The 15,708-nt window shown below is 71.4% G+C and carries 20 protein-coding genes; 17 read left to right on the top strand and 3 right to left on the bottom strand.

The window, feature by feature from the left end; all coding sequences use genetic code 11:
* Positions 1-1,167: 1,167 nt before the first annotated feature.
* From ABD946_RS22940 to ABD946_RS22890, 11 genes are all read left to right on the top strand, one after another.
* The gene (locus ABD946_RS22940) at positions 1,168-1,440 is read left to right on the top strand and encodes a hypothetical protein (RefSeq protein WP_345286510.1); all 273 of its coding nucleotides are present in this window, start codon (positions 1,168-1,170) and stop codon (positions 1,438-1,440) included.
* A 65-nt stretch (positions 1,441-1,505) separates the two neighbouring features.
* Positions 1,506-2,363 (top strand): phage major capsid protein, encoded by an 858-nt coding sequence (locus ABD946_RS22935; RefSeq protein ID WP_345286508.1) that lies wholly within the window; start codon positions 1,506-1,508, stop codon positions 2,361-2,363.
* 59 nt (positions 2,364-2,422) lie between these two features.
* Positions 2,423-2,770: a hypothetical protein gene (locus ABD946_RS22930; RefSeq protein WP_345286506.1), complete on the top strand. Its 348-nt coding sequence runs from the start codon at positions 2,423-2,425 to the stop codon at positions 2,768-2,770.
* A 59-nt stretch (positions 2,771-2,829) separates the two neighbouring features.
* On the top strand, positions 2,830-3,078 hold the full coding sequence (locus tag ABD946_RS22925; RefSeq protein ID WP_345286504.1) for an HNH endonuclease: 249 nt from the start codon (positions 2,830-2,832) through the stop codon (positions 3,076-3,078).
* Between the two features lie 9 nt (positions 3,079-3,087).
* Positions 3,088-3,480: a hypothetical protein gene (locus ABD946_RS22920; RefSeq protein WP_345286502.1), complete on the top strand. Its 393-nt coding sequence runs from the start codon at positions 3,088-3,090 to the stop codon at positions 3,478-3,480.
* 406 nt (positions 3,481-3,886) lie between these two features.
* The gene (locus ABD946_RS22915; protein ID WP_345286500.1) at positions 3,887-4,132 is read left to right on the top strand and encodes a hypothetical protein; all 246 of its coding nucleotides are present in this window, start codon (positions 3,887-3,889) and stop codon (positions 4,130-4,132) included.
* A gap of 4 nt (positions 4,133-4,136) precedes the next feature.
* A complete protein-coding gene (locus ABD946_RS22910) occupies positions 4,137-5,723 on the top strand; it encodes a hypothetical protein (protein WP_345286498.1) in 1,587 nt (528 codons plus the stop codon).
* The gene (locus ABD946_RS22905) at positions 5,720-7,006 is read left to right on the top strand and encodes a phage portal protein (RefSeq protein WP_345286496.1); all 1,287 of its coding nucleotides are present in this window, start codon (positions 5,720-5,722) and stop codon (positions 7,004-7,006) included. Before ABD946_RS22910 ends, ABD946_RS22905 begins: the two co-directional genes overlap by 4 nt.
* The gene (locus ABD946_RS22900) at positions 6,990-7,694 is read left to right on the top strand and encodes a VG15 protein (RefSeq protein WP_446685253.1); all 705 of its coding nucleotides are present in this window, start codon (positions 6,990-6,992) and stop codon (positions 7,692-7,694) included. The genes ABD946_RS22905 and ABD946_RS22900 overlap by 17 nt, the downstream gene beginning before the upstream one ends.
* Complete coding sequence (locus ABD946_RS22895; protein WP_345286492.1) at positions 7,694-7,981, top strand: DUF5403 family protein; 288 nt, start codon at positions 7,694-7,696, stop codon at positions 7,979-7,981. Before ABD946_RS22900 ends, ABD946_RS22895 begins: the two co-directional genes overlap by 1 nt.
* Positions 7,978-8,349, top strand: coding sequence for a hypothetical protein (locus ABD946_RS22890; RefSeq protein ID WP_345286490.1), 372 nt, complete (start codon positions 7,978-7,980; stop codon positions 8,347-8,349). The genes ABD946_RS22895 and ABD946_RS22890 overlap by 4 nt, the downstream gene beginning before the upstream one ends.
* A 49-nt stretch (positions 8,350-8,398) precedes the next feature.
* On the opposite strand, the gene ABD946_RS22885 is transcribed toward ABD946_RS22890, so the two are convergent.
* Positions 8,399-9,142, bottom strand: coding sequence for a GntR family transcriptional regulator (locus ABD946_RS22885; protein WP_345286488.1), 744 nt, complete (start codon positions 9,140-9,142; stop codon positions 8,399-8,401).
* A gap of 122 nt (positions 9,143-9,264) precedes the next feature.
* Here ABD946_RS22885 and ABD946_RS22880 point away from each other — a divergent pair, with 122 nt between their 5' ends.
* The 6 genes from ABD946_RS22880 (at position 9,265) to ABD946_RS22855 (ending at position 14,034) form a co-directional block, all read left to right on the top strand.
* Positions 9,265-9,465 (top strand): hypothetical protein, encoded by a 201-nt coding sequence (locus ABD946_RS22880; protein WP_345286486.1) that lies wholly within the window; start codon positions 9,265-9,267, stop codon positions 9,463-9,465.
* The gene (locus ABD946_RS22875) at positions 9,462-9,647 is read left to right on the top strand and encodes a hypothetical protein (protein WP_345286484.1); all 186 of its coding nucleotides are present in this window, start codon (positions 9,462-9,464) and stop codon (positions 9,645-9,647) included. The genes ABD946_RS22880 and ABD946_RS22875 overlap by 4 nt, the downstream gene beginning before the upstream one ends.
* Positions 9,648-9,872: 225 nt before the next feature.
* A complete protein-coding gene (locus ABD946_RS22870; RefSeq protein WP_345286482.1) occupies positions 9,873-10,136 on the top strand; it encodes a DUF7848 domain-containing protein in 264 nt (87 codons plus the stop codon).
* On the top strand, positions 10,136-10,297 hold the full coding sequence (locus ABD946_RS22865; RefSeq protein WP_345286480.1) for a hypothetical protein: 162 nt from the start codon (positions 10,136-10,138) through the stop codon (positions 10,295-10,297). Before ABD946_RS22870 ends, ABD946_RS22865 begins: the two co-directional genes overlap by 1 nt.
* 453 nt (positions 10,298-10,750) lie before the next feature.
* Entirely contained in the window at positions 10,751-12,988 is a 2,238-nt protein-coding gene (locus ABD946_RS22860) for a DEAD/DEAH box helicase (RefSeq protein WP_345286478.1), read from the top strand.
* Positions 12,989-13,470: 482 nt separating this feature from the next.
* Entirely contained in the window at positions 13,471-14,034 is a 564-nt protein-coding gene (locus ABD946_RS22855; RefSeq protein ID WP_345286476.1) for a hypothetical protein, read from the top strand.
* A 136-nt stretch (positions 14,035-14,170) separates the two neighbouring features.
* Here ABD946_RS22855 and ABD946_RS22850 read toward each other — a convergent pair whose 3' ends face one another.
* The gene (locus ABD946_RS22850; protein WP_345286474.1) at positions 14,171-14,554 is read right to left on the bottom strand and encodes a hypothetical protein; all 384 of its coding nucleotides are present in this window, start codon (positions 14,552-14,554) and stop codon (positions 14,171-14,173) included.
* A 341-nt stretch (positions 14,555-14,895) separates the two neighbouring features.
* A complete protein-coding gene (locus ABD946_RS22845; protein ID WP_345286472.1) occupies positions 14,896-15,579 on the bottom strand; it encodes a ribonuclease HII in 684 nt (227 codons plus the stop codon).
* Positions 15,580-15,708 lie beyond the last annotated feature (129 nt).

Below are 15,708 nucleotides of genomic sequence, written 5' to 3'. Positions count from 1 at the left end.
ACCCCTGGGACTTCGATCCGGGGGCGGTCCGTCGGCGACGGTTACTCACAACGACTGCCGGCTGCGACAGAGCGTAACTCTGACGGAGGGTCGGCCCGGGGGGCCGGTCCGAAGTGCACGAGTAATGCAGTTCGGATGCCGTAGTTTGATCATGACATAGAGCTATATAGCCAGGTCAGGGGGCTACGGCGGCGTGGTTAGTGTAGTTATGTATGAAGTGTAGATAAAACTAAATAAATATACAGAAGCTCTAGGCTCTATAGCCCTACTAACCCAGAGCCCGAAACTTCATCTACATGCCTACATGGGGCAGCCCCGGGGCCCACGGCGACCACGCCTGGGACGCGCCCCCGTTAATGGGTAGGGGGCGTGTCACGCGCCCGCCTTAGTGGCTAGTAGGCCCCTCGCGCGCGTGCGCGCACGGGCACTGGACTGCCCGACCCGCCCACTTCTCCGGGCGCTGGTCGGGCCGACCCCCGGCTCGAACTCCCTACGGGTTGAGTCGCCGGGGTCCTCTGCTTCCGGCACACGGCCGGGAGGGATGCCCAAGGGCATCCACTACGACACAGATCGGCCTGCTGAAAGCAGAGGTCGGGTGTCGATCATGTAGCGACTTGCGCCGTAAGCGGCAGGCACCTTGGTGCCCCTTTCTCCCCCAGCGCACGGGGCCGCTCCGGCGGGGTGGTGCGACGCGGCAGCGCACGCCGCGTGGGCCAAGTGCGTAGGTGGCGTTTCGACGGCCACAGGGGAGCAACCGCCGACATGACCCCGCAGTGCTCCGGGCGCTGGCGGGGTCCTCTGCTTCCGCCCCCAGCGCGTTGCCGCGCGCTGGGCTGCGGTGTTGTACCCGGACGACGACTGTCCGACGACGTGGCCCGGCCCGTCCCTGTAGCGGCAACTACAGGGGCGGGACCGGGCCTTTTTGCGTGCCCGGAGACTCCGTGACCACCAAAGACCCCTACGCCGCCCGCCGCTGGTTTCTCCTCCGTGGTGCCCAGCTCCGCCGTGAGAACGCCCTGGCCCTGATCGCCGACCAGCACCGCCGGGGGGTTGCCCCCGTGCGCACACAAAGCCCGTCCCGGCCCGATGGGGGGGCCCACGGCCGAGGTTCGGGACTTCTAGGTCCCACCTGTCCAACCCGAAACGAAAACGCCGGAGAGACCCCTCATGAGCGATGTTGACCCCACGGCCGAGACCCCGGCCACCGAGACGCCCGGCCAGCCTGCCGAGGCCCAGCAGCCGGCCGAAACCCAGCCGGACGAACTGACCACACTTCGTGCCGAGTTGGCCGAACTACGCGCCCGGGTGGACGCCGCGCCCCCGGCCGTCCCGCTGTCCGCCGGGGAGTCCGCGCCGGTGTCCGGCACGGCCCCGGCCGACGCGGCACCCGAGGCCCCTGACAGCTTCGCTGCCGCCTTCCGCGCGGCACTGGGCCGCTGACCCCCACCAACACCCCCGCCGGGATGGCAATGGGCCGTCCCGCTAACGCCTTTGGAGGCACACGTATGGCCATCAACCCCAAGTCCCAGGCTCGCCCGGACAACCCGGTCGTCCTGCCGGAGACCCGCATTGCCACCATGCTCCACGAGCACATCGTGGGCGGCTCCGACTTCTTCGGCCTGTTCTCCCGCCAGGACATCAGTACCCAGTCCGTCAAGCTGCTGGTGGGCACCAAGGTCACCCGCGCTGGCGTCGTTGGCGAGGGCGAGACCATCCCGAGCAAGAAGGACACCGCGTCCGAGGTCGAGTGCGCCCCGGTCAAGTACGGCGAGATGGGCCGACTGACCCAGGAGAACATTGACGACTCGAACCCGTCCGTCCTGGAGCGCCGTGTCCGCCGGATCGCCGACGCGATCACCCTGGGCGCTGACGACGACTTCCTGAACGCCGCCAAGCCGGAGTCGGGCAAGGAGAACAGCTCTCCCAACGCGGGCATCCTGCTGGGCGTCGAGTCGGCGGGCGAGATCAAGGACAACCTGGACGCGGTGAAGGACGCCAAGGCTGCCATCCGCCTCGCGCGCGGTACCGCGTCGGTGTTCATCGTCCACCCGACCTCTGCGAACGCCCTGCGGAAGATCAAGCGCAAGCTGGCCGACGGCACCGACTCGAACGAGTACCTGCTCCAGGGCGACACCATCGCCGACGGCCTCCGGGTGGTCGAGTCCGAGCACATGAAGGCCGGTCTGGCCCTGATTGCCGACACCGGCGCGGCAACTGTGGTGGTGCGTAAGGCCACTGAGGTCAAGCTCCTCACCGAGCTGTACGCCGAGACGGACGAGATCGGGTGCCGTGGCACCTTCCGCGCGGGCTGGCTCGTGACCAACGCCGACCAGCTCCGGACCGTGAAGGTTCCGACCAAGTAACCCGTTCCGCAGTCGAGTTGGGGCCGTCCTCCGGGTCGGCCCTACTGATTGGATATCCAATGCTGACCCTTGACGACTTCCGGACCCGCGCGCCGGAGCTGGTCGCCGCCGCCGGGGAGGAACGCACGTCGGCGATCCTGGCGGACGCGGTGACGCTGGTCTCCGCCGAGGCCGGGCCGGACATGGCGGAGGCCGCCCGGCCGGTGCTGGCGCTGACGGTCTACAACGTGGCCTATCGGACGCTGGCGAACCCCAACGGGCTGACCACGGAGCAGGCCGCCGACTACTCCACCAACGTGAACCCCGCTCTCTCGGTCGGCATGCGGCTGACGGCGGCGGAGCGGGCTGCGATCCGCCGGGCGACCGGCCGCCGGACGGTGGCCTCCTTCGGCCTAACCCGGCGTTGAGCCGGGGGAGTTGGGGCGGGCGGGATTTGCCGGCCGATTGGTCGTCCCTGCGCCGCCGAGTGCTGGTGCGGGACGGCCGGGCCTGCCAGCACGTCCGGACCGACACGCAGACCCCGTGCCTTCAACTCGCCACCCACGTGGACCACATCGTCCCCGCCTTCGAGGGCGGGTCGGACGACGTGTCCAACCTGCGGGCGCTGTGCGAGTACCACCACCGCCGGAAGACGGCCCGTGAAGCGAACCGGGCCCGCTCCGCCGTCCCGCGCCGGACGCTCCACCGGCCGCGCCGGATGAATCCCTACCTCTGAGGAACCACGATGCTCACCCTTGCCACGTCCATGGCCCTGACGCACTCGGTGCGTGTGGTCTGGCCAGCCCACACCTACGACGAGTTCAGCGGACTGGACACGTGGGACTACGACCAGCCTGTGCACACGGGCCACACGCGGGCCCGCCTGGGCTCGCTGACGGGGTCCGCCGATGACGCGCCCCTGGACGAGCAGCGGGCCCGCCTGCTGCTGCCTCCGCGCGCTCTCGACCGGCCGTCCACCGTGCACGCCGCTGCGGCCCCCCGCTTCGTGGTGACGCCCGGCCTGTCTGACGACCGCCCCCTGACGTGGAAGCCGGACGGTGCTGCCCGCGCGGTGGCCGGGTCGCTCGGCAGGGTCCGGCACCTGAGTCAGCGGGTCGTGAGGTACAGCCATGCGTAAGCGGGCGTGCCCGGCCTGCGGGCGAATCGCGGTGATGAAGAACGGCGGGCGTTTCAGAGGTTGTCGAGTCACGTGCACGCGCTGGGCTCGCGTGGCTCATGCCTTCGCCGAAGGTGGAGCAAGTCGAGGACGTGACAAGCACGTTGATCGAGAACTGATCAACGACCTTCGAGCGAAGTTGATCGAAGACAGCAAGCTCAACGACCGTGATCACCAGGCGCTATGTGCGCTCGTGGATAGCTATGCACGAGCCTGACCCCCCGGTGACCCTCTCGCGCCTCCACGGCCCCAAGGAAGTCATAGCGGCTCCGGGCGCGCGACCCCATTTTTCTCCCTAGGGACAAGATCAACAGCTCCCTGGCCTGCATGTTTATGCGCCGGGGGCTCTCTGGAAGGACCCGAAACCATGCCGTATCAGGCTGACATTCGCCGGATTCGACGCCGGATCAGGGCCCTGGACAAGCAGATCAAGGACGACGGGCTCATGGGCCCGTGGGGGCCGGGCGGCCACACGACCGGTCACCCGCTGCTCAAGGAGCAGGCCGCCGCCGACACCGCTCTCCGGGGCTTCCAGAAGCTCCAGCGGGAGCACGACCGGACGTTGCCCGAGGAGATCGACCCGCCTCACGCGCTGCCGGACGACTGGAGGTGAGCCCGTGAGGTTCGGGAACCTGCCCGTGGAGCCTCCCCGGCTCACGATCGGGCCACAGGTCCGGGCGTGGTGCTTCCAGTGGCTCACCTGGGAGGGCCGCCCGTACCGCTTCACGGACGAGCAGGCCCACATGATCGATTGGGCCTACGCCGTAGATGACGCTGGGGAGTTCATCTACGACGACATGACGTGGATCATGGCCAAGGGGGCGGGCAAGTCCATCGTGGCCGGGGCCGTGGCCTGCGCCGAGATGCTGGGCCCCGTGCGGTTCGCCGGGTGGGCCGTTGACGGCCGACCGCTGGCCCGGCCGGTGCCGGACCCCCTCGTCCGCATCGCGGCCGTCTCGGAGGCTCAGGCGGCCAACACCTTCGACGCCATCCGGGAGTTGCTGGCCAACCGCCGCACTCAGCGCCGATACCGCATCGTGGTGGACAAGACGAAGGTCTCGTTCGCCGACAAGTCCCGTCCGGGCCGGATCGTCTCCGTGACCGCCTCCGCCAAGTCGCTGGAGGGGGGCCGCTGCACGGCGACACTGGCCGACGAAACCCACCTGTGGTCAACCCCGGAGTCCCACGCTCTGTGGGACGTGCTGGAGCGCGACGCGGACAAGCTGGGCGGCCGGATCTTCACCACCTCCAACGCCTACCAGCCCGGCCAGGACTCCGCCCTTGAGCGGAAGTTCAGCCAGATCAGCCGGCGAATAGCCTCCGGGTCCGCGACCCGCTCCCTGCTGTTCGGCGTGCAGGCCCCGCCGGACACCGACCTGTCTGACCCGGAGTCAGTCCGCGGGGCTCTCCGCGTGGTCTTCGCGGGGTGTCCGTGGGTGACCCCGGCCCTGATCGAGCGGCGCGCGAACCGCCTCTTCGAGGGCGGGGACGTGGAGCTGTTCCAGCGCTTCCAGCTGAACATGATCGTGTCCGCCTCGGATGCGTGGGTGGACGCTCAGGCCGTGGACTTGGCCGTCTGCCGGGACACCGCCGTGAGCGACGGCGCGATGGTCGTCCTGGGCTTCGACGGCTCGCACAACAACGACGCGACGGCCCTGGTTGGCCTGGACGTGGTGCAGAACCATCTCTTCACCCTCGGGGTCTGGACCAAGCCTGACGGGCCATCGGCCGGCCGATGGTCCGTGCCCCGTGCCGAGGTGGACGCCACGGTCCGAAGTGCCTTCGAGCGCTTCGACGTTGTCGGCTTCTTCGCCGACCGCCACGGGTGGGACGACATGATCACCGCCTGGACCCGGGACTACGGGGACCGGCTCAAGTTGCGGGCCCGGGACGGCCACATTGCCCAGGACATGCGACGCCTGGACAAGGCGCACGTCCTGGGCTGCGAGGGGTTGGCCGAGGAGATCGAAGCGGGCTCGGTGACCCATGACGGGCACCCGGTGCTGGCGCTCCACATGAAGAACGGCAAGCGCCGTGACTCCAGCTGGGGCTACTGGCTGACCAAGGAGTCCCGCCACTCAGACAACAAGATCGACGCCGCCGTTGCGTCGGTGCTGGCGTACCGGGCGTTCCGGGCCGCCGTGGAGAAGGGTCTCCGGCCGAAGCGTCGGGGCCGCGCTCGAACCTATGGAGGGCTCGGATGAACTACTTTGACCAGCTCCGGCAGGAGCACGCTGCGGGCCGGGGCCGCCTGGCCCGCATAGCCGACTACTACGACGGCAACCACCCGTTGCCGACTCTCCCCGAGGACGCTTCGGCGGACCTCAAGGAGATCGCCGGTATAGCGGTGACCAACTACATGGACACCATCGTCCACAGCATCGCGGAGAACCTGAACGTCGTCTCCTACGGCGGGGATTCGCGCGCCTGGGATGCCTTCCGGGCGTCCCGGATGGAGACCCTGCAAGACGCGGTGCACTCGTCCGCGCTGACCTTCGGCGCGTCGTACGTCTCGGTCCTTCCGGGCGCACGGGGCCCGGTGGTCCGGCCGCACTCGCCGCTGGAGATGGTGGCGCTGTACGACGACCCGGTGACGGACATGTGGCCGGTGGCGGCTGCGACCTGCCGCCGGGTGCGCACCCTGACCGGCACGGGCACCGAGGAGGAGTGGAGCGTCTTCACCCCGTCCGCCGTCTCGATCTACCGGGGCCGGGCCGGGGCCGCCGCGAACGGCATGCGGAAGGTCGGCGGGGCCAAGCACTCGCTGGGCGTCGTCCCGGTGGTCCGCTTCGTCAACGAGCAGCCGATGGCATCGCACCTGCCGCCACGCTCGGAGATCGAACCGCTGTTCCCGATCCAGCGACAGATCAACCTGTTGAAGTTCGATCAGATCGTGGCGGGCCGCTTCGGGGCGTTCCCCCAGAAGTTCATCACCGGCCCGACCCTGCCCGAGGGCATGGAGGACGCCACCAAGACCGGCCCCGATCGGGTGATGGCCCTGGAGGGCGAGAGCCTGAACGTGGGCAGCTTCGACGCGGCGACGCTGGAGCAGTACATCGCCGCCGAGGTGGCCGCGACCAAGAAGCTGGCCACCAAGTCCCGGGTGCCGCTGTCGGCCCTGGACAACGCGGTCAGCAACCTGTCCGCCGAGGCCATGGCCGCCCTGGAGATCGGCCTCATGCGCAAGGTGGAGGACCGGCAGCAGTCGTTTGGTACCGCGTGGTCACAAGCCCTGTGGCTGGCGGAAGTTGCTGCGGGTGGTCGGCCCGCCGGCCTTTCCGACGTGCAGTGGTCCGACCCCCGCTCGAAGAACCCGCAGGCACAGGCTCAGGCCATGTCCGGGTGGAAGGCTGCCGGGGTGCCGCTCGGCACCCTGATGCGCCGCTTCGGGGACTTCACCGAGGACGAGATCCGGGAGGCTCAGGCCAGCTCTTCCCGCCTGGACGACATGGCCGGGGAACTGCTGGCGGGTGCTGGCGTTGGCTAGGACCAGGACCGGGGAAGCGCTGACCGAGGCGCACAGGCGCGCTCAGGCGTCCGTGGGCCGCTCCCTGGCGGGACGGCTCCGCAGGCTGTTCACGGGCCGCTCAGGCACCACGGGCGACACCTTCCGCCGGGCCGCCGCCGAGACGCAGACGGCCCGCCGGGCATCCGAGCGGCTGGCGGATCGGTACTACCGGGAGTTCCGGGCGGCCGAGGACACCGCCGACTCGTTCCCGGCCTACGACCCGCCCCGCGACGCCTCCGGCCTGGACTCCCCGGAGCTGCTGGCCGACCTGGAGGCCCTGGAGGACGAGTTCCGCCGGGACGCGGACTCGGTGGACTCCGGCACCGCGATCAAGCACGCGCTGGACGGCGGCCGGGGAGTGCTGGCCGACCACATCCGCCGTGACCCCCGAGCGGTCGGCTGGCAGCGGGTCGCCGGGCCCGGCTGCTGCGCGTTCTGCGCGATGCTGGCCGCCCGTGGCGCGGTCTACGAGACCAAGTGGACGGCGGGTGTCGGCCGTTCGTTCCACCCGCACTGCGCGTGCCAGGTGGAGCCGGTGTTCACCCGGGGCACGCTCCCGCCCCTCCAATCGCAGGTCTACGCCAAGGCATGGCGAGAGCTGTCCGGGAGCAATCTGAACCAGTTCCGCCGGGAGCTGGAGCGACTACGACGAGAGGGCAGTATCTGATGGCTGACGTTCGGCTGGACCTGGACGACATGGTCGCCCACCTTCCGGGAGTCCGGGCGGAGTTGACCGCCGAAGCCACCAAGCGGGCCGCGCTGGTCCGGGCGGCTGCCGCACCCCACGTAAAGACGGGCCGCTTCCTGGGCTCGATCAAGGTCACGCACGGCAAGCTGGACGCCTTCGTGACCATTGACGACCCGGACGCGGCGGTGAAGAACTACGGCGGGGTGAACCACCGCACGGGCAAGTACCAGGACGGTATCCACGCGATCGAAAAGGGGCTGGCATGAAGGACGCCAACGCCCTCGCCCTGTCGGTGATCCGCGAGGCACTGCCGGACGGCACGCGGGTGGCCATCTCGATGCCGGACGACTGGCCCGCCGCGAAGGCCCTCGTCCTGTGCCGTCGGGTGGGCGGGCCGGTCACCAGCGTGCGGCACGGCCTGGACCGACCGATGTTCACCGTGTCCGCGTTCGCCGCCTCCCACGCCGAGGCGTCCAGCCTGGCCCACGCCGCGCAGTCCGCCCTCTACGACGCCGCCCGCCGGGGACACAGGGGCGTGTCGGCGTTCCGCTCCGTGTCCGGCCCGGCGTGGCTGACCGGTGCCCCGGCCGGGTCGGAGCGGTACTCCTTCACGGCCGTGGTCTCGGTCCATTGATTACACAGAGCGGCTGCCGGCTGAGACAGAGAGTGACCCTGGCGGGCTGTCAGGTCCCGAGGTTTCGGGGGTCGTACTCGTAGCCGATGGTGTGCTGGGTCGGGATGACCCACTCCCCGTACTCGATCACTCCCTGGGCGTCCGACCAGCGGTGCACCCCGGCCAGGACGGGGGCACCCACGGGGATTCCCAGCATGGACGCTTCCTTGGCCTTGGCCGCCCTACCGTGCATGTCGTCACGTGCGTGGGTGATGGTCCGGCCGGTGGCATCGAGAATCTTGCCGAGGAGTCCGGCGTGCTTGCCGGGGGCCGTGGACAGCAAATCCGGTACCTGTGCGGCGAATTCGGCCGGGTGGTAGCTGGCGGCGAACATGAGCCTGACGCGGCCCTTGCCGGTGGTGAACTCGCGGTGCACGAGCTGGTCGCCAGAGTCGAGGTCGAAGATATCGGCCACGTACAGGTGGTCGGGCACCTTGAGCTGGGCCGCCGTGACGATGGTGCTCTCCCCGGCCATGTGGGTGGACCGGAGCCGCTGCACCTGCAATAGCCGGTCGCGGCCGGTGGCGGCCGACACGGGGCCGTCCGCCACGAAGGTGCCCCGGGCGGTGGTCCGGATCAGGCCCTCCACGGCGAGCTGGCCGAGGGCCTTGCCGACGGTGGCCGAGGCGACGTTGAAGCGCTGGCACAGCTCGCGCTGGCTCGGCAGCTTCTCGCCGGGCTCCATGTCGCCGGACAGTATGGCTGCGCGGAAGTGGTCTGCGATGCGGGTGAACGGGAACGAGCTGCCTGCCACGGGTGCCCCCTGGGGATCTTGACTTGCCGTCAGTGTCCTAGCGCACCGACAAGGCTACTGCACTGCGCTAGCGCACGGGTACGGTGCGCTACGACAGTCGGGATTGCAGGAGGTGACCCCCCTTGAGCGCAGCAGTGCACAGCGAACCCATGTACGACGCCAACGGCAGGAGCACGCGGAAGGCCACGGCGGAGGACTTCAAGGCCATGGCCAAGGAGTTCAAGGCGGCTGAGGACGCCCGGAGGGCCAAGGGGTCGCCGCCGGTCTCCTGGGTGGACCCCGACTCGTTCGAGATCCCCGCCGCCATGGGGGAGGCCGAGTGAGCGCCGAGCAAGGGTCGGCGCAGGCGCTCTGTCCGTCCTGCACGTACTTCGACCAGCTGGCCCAGCAGTATCCGGCCGCGACGAACCCGACCATCGCCCGCAAGATCGACGGGTGGAGGGCGACGCACAAGCGCACCGAGTGGTGCCCGACCCGGCCGGAGATGGACGCCGATGCGGCATGACGACTCAGCAGCCCTTTCCCCGGCGACGCCGGAGGCATCGCAGGCCGAGCACCGGCCCGCGCTCGAACCGGTCCCCGAGTCGGACGCGCTGAGGCGAGTGCGCCAAGGGGTCGGCTACTGGGAGGGTCACCCGTCCCGTGAGCGCTTCATGCCCGCGCACTCCCGGTGCGTGCCAGTGGTGCAGTCCGCCGATGACCTGCCCGAGACGAGCGAGGAGGAGACCGCGTGAGCGTCCGCGAGCGTTACCGGTTCCGGGAGTACACCGTCCAGCACGACCAGACCAAGCCGACCACCGGCACGGCCCGCTGCCTGTGGGAGGCGGAGGATGGCGGCCCCGGGTGCGACTGGACGAGCGGCCTGCCCATGGCCCTGGACGCCCTGACCAAGGCCCTGGGGAAGCACTGTGCCGAGACGGACCACACCGAGTACGGGCAGACCGTCCGGCACTCCGTGACCGTGGTCCCCGGCAAGTGGGACGGGGAGGCGTGATGGGCGCTGAGGAGGATGCCCGTAAGGCGGTCGAGGACGTCGCCCGGAGCCTTGCGGAGACCATCACGGGCCAGTCGGTCCCGGAGGGTCAGCGACCCCTGATCGGGCTGGACCCCGAGAGCGGCAAGCCCTTCCTGGTGCCCCCGGCCAAGCCGGAGTAATCCCCCCTGAGCCCCGCTCCGGTCGTCCGTGGAAAGGGTCGCGGTCGGAGTGGCCCAGCCCCGTCTGCGCGCTGCCCCCGGAGCGTGCGGCCGGGGCTTTCGGCCGTCCGGGTAGCCTGGGGATCTCAAGGTGTGCACTTTGGTCCTAGCGACATGTCGGCCGGGCCGCGCATCCGGAGCGGGAACTGGCCGGAGAGCGGGGCGGAGGACTGGATGACGTGTTCCTCGTTCATGTCCGGAAGCGTGCCGCGCCGAGGGTGCAGGCCCCGGCGAACCGGCCGTTCCTGTGGATAACCCCGGGGGGCCAGCAATTGCTCACTCGTTCGGGTCAGCCGTATATCGACCCAAAAGTGGTCAAACAGCACCGACTTGGATGATGTGCTGATGAACCGACCAGAGGGGCCTCGCCGCCGCTGTTCGCGGACTGTCGCTCCGAACCTGTATCCATGAGCCATGACCCAGCCGCCGCAGCACCCCGCCACCGCCACCGACCGCCCCGAGGCCCCGACGACGGACCGCGCCGCCGTCCGGGCGCGGGCCGAGGCCGTGCTCCGCGAGCTGGCCGGCCCGGCCGCCGTCCTGCGCGAGGACCAGTGGCTGGCGATCGAGGCCCTGGTGGTCGACCACCGCCGGGCCCTGGTGGTGCAGCGCACCGGCTGGGGGAAGTCGGCCGTCTACTTCATCTCCACGGCGCTGCTCCGGGCCCGGGGCGCCGGGCCGACGGTGATCGTCTCCCCGCTCCTCGCCCTGATGCGCAATCAGGTCGACTCCGCAGCCAAGGCCGGCATCCACGCCCGCACCATCAACTCGGCCAATCCGGAGGAGTGGGACGACATCCAGGCCGAGGTGGCGGCCGGTCAGGTGGACGTCCTGCTGGTCAGCCCCGAGCGGTTGAACAACCCCGACTTCCGCGATCAGGTGCTGCCCAAGCTGGCCGCCTCGACCGGCCTGCTGGTGGTCGACGAGGCGCACTGCATCTCCGACTGGGGCCACGACTTCCGCCCCGACTACCGCCGCCTCCGCACCATGCTGGCCGAGCTCTCCCCCGGCGTCCCGGTGCTGGCCACCACCGCGACCGCCAACGCCCGCGTCACCGCCGACGTCGCCGAGCAGCTCGGCACCGGCGTCGGCGGAGCCGCCCGGGGCTCCGACGGCACCGCCCTGGTGCTGCGCGGCCCGCTCGACCGCGAGAGCCTCGGCCTCGGCGTGCTCGACCTGCCCGACCCCGCCCACCGCCTCGCCTGGCTGGCCGACCACCTGGCCGAGCTCCCCGGCTCGGGCATCGTCTACACCCTCACGGTGGCCGCCGCCGACGAGGTGACCGCCTTCCTCCGCCAGCGCGGTTACCCGGTCGCGTCCTACTCCGGCCGCACCGAGGACGCCGAGCGCCGCACCGCCGAGGCCGACCTGCTGGCGAACAGGGTCAAGGCCCTGGTCGCCACCTCCGCCCTGGGCATGGGATTCGACAAGCCGGACCTCGGATTCGTGGTGCACCTCGGCTCGCCCGGCTCCCCGATCGCCTACTACCAGCAGGTCGGCCGCGCCGGGCGCGGGGTGGACCGGGCCGAGGTGCTGCTGCTGCCCGGCCGCGAGGACGAGGCGATCTGGCGCTACTTCGCCTCGCTCGGCTTCCCCGCCGAGGAGCAGGTGCGGCGCACCCTGGACGCCCTGGCAGAGGCCGGGCGTCCGCTCTCCACCGCCGCCCTCGAGCCGCGGGTCGACCTCCGCCGGGCCCGGCTCGAGACCATGCTCAAGGTGCTCGACGTGGACGGCGCGGTCCGCCGGGTGCGCGGCGGTTGGACGTCCACCGGCCAGGAGTGGACGTACGACGCGGCCCGCTACGCGAAGGTCGCCGAGTCCCGCACCGCCGAGCAGCGGGCCATGCGGGAGTACGCCACCACCGGCGCCTGCCGGATGGAGTACCTGCGCCGTCAGCTGGACGACGAGCAGGCCGCCCCGTGCGGCCGGTGCGACAACTGCACCGGGGTGCGCCGCTCCCCCGAGGTGTCGGACGAGGCGATGGCCGCGGCCCGGGCCGCCCTCGGCCGACCCGGCGTCAGTTTCGAGCCGCGCCGCCTCTGGCCGACCGGCATGGAGGCGATCGGGGTGCCGCTCAAGGGCCGCATCCCGGCGGGCGAGCAGGCGGAGACCGGCCGGGCCCTCGGCCGGCTGTCGGACATCGGCTGGGGCACCCGGCTGCGGAGCCTGCTCGCCGACGACGCCCCCGACGGCCCCGTCCCGCCCGAGGTGCTGGACGCGATGGTCAGCGTGCTGGCCGACTGGGCGCGCGGCCCGGGCGGCTGGGCCGGCCCGGAGGACGCCGAGGGCGGGCGGGCGGCCCGCCCGGTCGGCGTGGTCACGATGGACTCGGCCCGCCGCCCCCGACTGGTGGCCTCGCTGGGCGCCCGGATCGCGGAGGTGGGGCGGCTGCAGCTGCTCGGCCGCGTCTCCTACGTCGACGGCCGCCCGCCGCACGGCCCGCGGAGCAACAGCGCCCAGCGCCTGCACTCGCTGGCCGGCGCCCTGGTGGTCCCCGACGAACTGCAGCAGGCGATCGCGGCCAACCCCGGTCCGGTCCTGCTGGTGGACGACCTGGTCGACTCGGGCTGGACGGTCACCGTGGCGGCCCGCCTGCTCCGCCGCGCCGGTACGGGCCCGGTCCTCCCCCTGACCCTCGCGGTCCAGGCCTGAGCACACGGAGGACCCCCACGGAGAGGACCCACGGAAGGAGCCCACCGGGACGGGTCGTCCGGAGCGAGCCGCACGGGGCCGAGCCGTACTGCCCCGACCGGCGGGACAGGGCGGTCGGACGGGAGCAGGCGGGAACGGAGGTGCGCGCGGAGCGGAAGGGGCTTGGCGAAGCCCTTGCCCGACGGCCGACCTGACGCCCCGTGACCGCGAACCTGACAGATCCGATCCTCCGTCAGCCGAATGGCAGTCAGCCCGAGGTGGAATATATCCGGCAGACCATAGGCATTCGGGCGGCGTTCGTCATTTCATCGTTGCCGCTCGGCCGTTCTGACCTGAGAATTGGGAGGTACCCAGAGCCCGGTCCGGTGGACCCGGCCTTCGGCGTACGCAGATACCCGCCTGCCCCGCGACACGCGGGCGACGGGCCGGGAAGGAGGATCGTGATCAGCGGCAGCGACCGACCCCGGTTCTCCCGGAGACGCATGCTCGACCTCGAAGGCTGGGCGGAGGCCGACGTCCCGCTGCTCCGCGACCCCCGCGAGTTCGTCTCCGAGCTGCACCAGCGTCACCTCCCGCAGCCGGGCACCACGGTGGTCGCGGTGCTGGATCCCCTGCACCAGGTCACCGCCTCCGCCTCGTTCCCCTCCCGCCTGCCCGTCCAGGACGGCTGGCAGTACCGGAACGAGATCCTCGCCCACCTCCGGATGGTCACCCCGCACGACCTCCGCCTGTCCCGGCCGAACCGGACGGCGGTCCTGCTGCGCTGCCGCGAGGGTTCACCGGGCTGGACGGAGCAGGACGGGGCGTGGATGTGGGCCCTGCGCGACGCGGCCGCGCTGCACGGGCTGCGCTGCGGCTCGTACATCGCGCTGACGCCGACCGGCTGGCAGTCGCTCGGGGACGGCCGCAACGGCCGGACCCCCAACTCGGCTTCCTGGACCGACGGCCCGGTGCACACCGTCACCGAGCTCGCGCCCCGCTCCACCCGCAGCCACCCAAGCCAGGTCGCCCCGGTCAGCCCGCTGCGCCGCACCGCGACCGGCTGACGCCGGCCCCGAACCGGCCACCCGGCCCGACAGCCGGCGCGTCCGGTCGACCACGGGGGCGCGGACAGCGAACGGCGAACGGCGGTGGCCCCGGTACCACGGGACCACCGCCGTCGACCGAACGGAAACGGACGGCTCAGACGCCGACCGGGCTCTTCGCCCCCGGGAACAGCGGGCCGACCACGGCGGCCTCGCCGCAGACCACCAGCAGCTCGCCGGCCAGCGCCTGCGCGCTGCGGGCGGCCGCGGTCAGCCGCTCCCCGTCGGCCGAGTTGGCCACCAGGACCACCACCGGACGGCCGACCGCCCGGGTCGCCGCGGCGTCGGCGTAGAAGACGTCGCCGCCTTCGGTGAGCTGCGCCCAGTAGCGCTCCTCGCCGAAGGTGAGTTCGTGCTGCTGCCAGGGGTGCGGGTCACCCACCGTCAGGACCAGGACGGTCTCCGGCCCGCGGCCCGACTCGAGCAGCCCGTCCACGGTCTCGTCGGCCCGATCGAGCGCGTCGTGCGCGGTGGCGGGCACCAACTGCACCGCGACGCCCGGCTTTCGGGACGCGGTGGCCGGCGGCGGGCCGGGTCGGGGCCCGGGCTTGGGAGCCGGACGCGGCCCAGGCAGCGGAACGGGTCGGATGGAGGCGGCAGAAGGGACACCAGCGGACTGGGCATCAGGCATACGGGGGGAAGACTCTCGCGGGAGGGGGACACCGGGGCCCGGGACACTCTCGTGGATCTCCGGCCCCACGCGCACGTGGTTTTCCGGATCCTCGGGGGAAACAGGCATGACCCGATGTCTATCAAATGGCGCCCGAACGCGCACGGGCACCCCACCAGTTGGGATCGAGTGGTCATCCGCCCGACACCGTGTCAGAAGCCCAGCGTCAGCTGCTCGTCCTGGGGCTCCGGCTCGCGCACCCGCTTGAGGTGGCTCCACCGGGGCAGTGCGTCCATGTAGGCCCAGGAGAGCCGGTGGTGACGGGTCGGTCCGTGCTCCTCCAGCGCGGCGCGGTGCACCGGTGAGGGGTAGCCCGCGTTCTCGGCGAACGCGAACTCGGGGTACTCCACGCCGAGCTCGGCCATCATCATGTCCCGCTCCACCTTGGCGAGGACCGAGGCGGCGGAGACGCAGATGCAGGACTGGTCGCCCTTGATCACGGTGCGGACCCGCCACGGGCCGCCGAGGTAGTCGTGCTTGCCGTCGAGGATCACCGCGTCCGGCGTGACCGGCAGGGCCTCCAGCGCGCGCACCGCCGCCAACCGCAGGGCGGCGGTCATGCCGAGCTCGTCGCACTCCTCGGGCGAGGCGTGGCCGAGCGCGTAGGCGGTGACCCACTCGGCGAGCACGGGGGCGAGTTCGGCCCGGCGCTTCTCGGTGAGCAGCTTGGAGTCGGTGAGCCCGGCGGGCGGCTTGCGCAGCCCGGTGACCGCCGCGCCGACGGTGACCGGCCCGGCCCAGGCGCCCCGGCCGACCTCGTCCAGCCCGACCACCACCTGGGCGCCCGCCCGTCGCAGCGAGCGTTCGACCGAGTGGCTGGGCGGGTCGTACGGCATGGCGGGTCCTTCGGTTTCGGGGCGGCTCGACGGAGACCAGCCCCGTGCACCGTCCAGCCTAGGACACTCCCGACCGCCCCCGGGACGGTCACGGAGACGGCACCGGACGTCCGACCACCGGCGCGACCA

The sequence above is a fragment of the Kitasatospora albolonga genome (genome assembly GCF_039535905.1).
GTDB lineage: Bacteria > Actinomycetota > Actinomycetes > Streptomycetales > Streptomycetaceae > Kitasatospora > Kitasatospora albolonga.
Note: the sequence above shows the minus strand (reverse complement) of the source record. Positions and strands in the feature narration are given on the sequence as shown.

Bases quoted from the DNA above. Each gene is read 5' to 3' on its own strand.
- ABD946_RS22940 (WP_345286510.1), top strand. From the start codon at position 1,168: ATGAGCGATGTTGACCCCACGGCCGAGACCCCGGCCACCGAGACGCCC.
- ABD946_RS22935 (WP_345286508.1), top strand. From the start codon at position 1,506: ATGGCCATCAACCCCAAGTCCCAGGCTCGCCCGGACAACCCGGTCGTC.
- ABD946_RS22930 (WP_345286506.1), top strand. From the start codon at position 2,423: ATGCTGACCCTTGACGACTTCCGGACCCGCGCGCCGGAGCTGGTCGCC.
- ABD946_RS22920 (WP_345286502.1), top strand. From the start codon at position 3,088: ATGCTCACCCTTGCCACGTCCATGGCCCTGACGCACTCGGTGCGTGTG.
- ABD946_RS22915 (WP_345286500.1), top strand. From the start codon at position 3,887: ATGCCGTATCAGGCTGACATTCGCCGGATTCGACGCCGGATCAGGGCC.
- ABD946_RS22905 (WP_345286496.1), top strand. From the start codon at position 5,720: ATGAACTACTTTGACCAGCTCCGGCAGGAGCACGCTGCGGGCCGGGGC.
- ABD946_RS22895 (WP_345286492.1), top strand. From the start codon at position 7,694: ATGGCTGACGTTCGGCTGGACCTGGACGACATGGTCGCCCACCTTCCG.
- ABD946_RS22890 (WP_345286490.1), top strand. From the start codon at position 7,978: ATGAAGGACGCCAACGCCCTCGCCCTGTCGGTGATCCGCGAGGCACTG.
- ABD946_RS22865 (WP_345286480.1), top strand. From the start codon at position 10,136: ATGGGCGCTGAGGAGGATGCCCGTAAGGCGGTCGAGGACGTCGCCCGG.
- ABD946_RS22860 (WP_345286478.1), top strand. From the start codon at position 10,751: ATGACCCAGCCGCCGCAGCACCCCGCCACCGCCACCGACCGCCCCGAG.
- ABD946_RS22855 (WP_345286476.1), top strand. From the start codon at position 13,471: ATGCTCGACCTCGAAGGCTGGGCGGAGGCCGACGTCCCGCTGCTCCGC.
- ABD946_RS22845 (WP_345286472.1), bottom strand. From the start codon at position 15,579: ATGCCGTACGACCCGCCCAGCCACTCGGTCGAACGCTCGCTGCGACGG.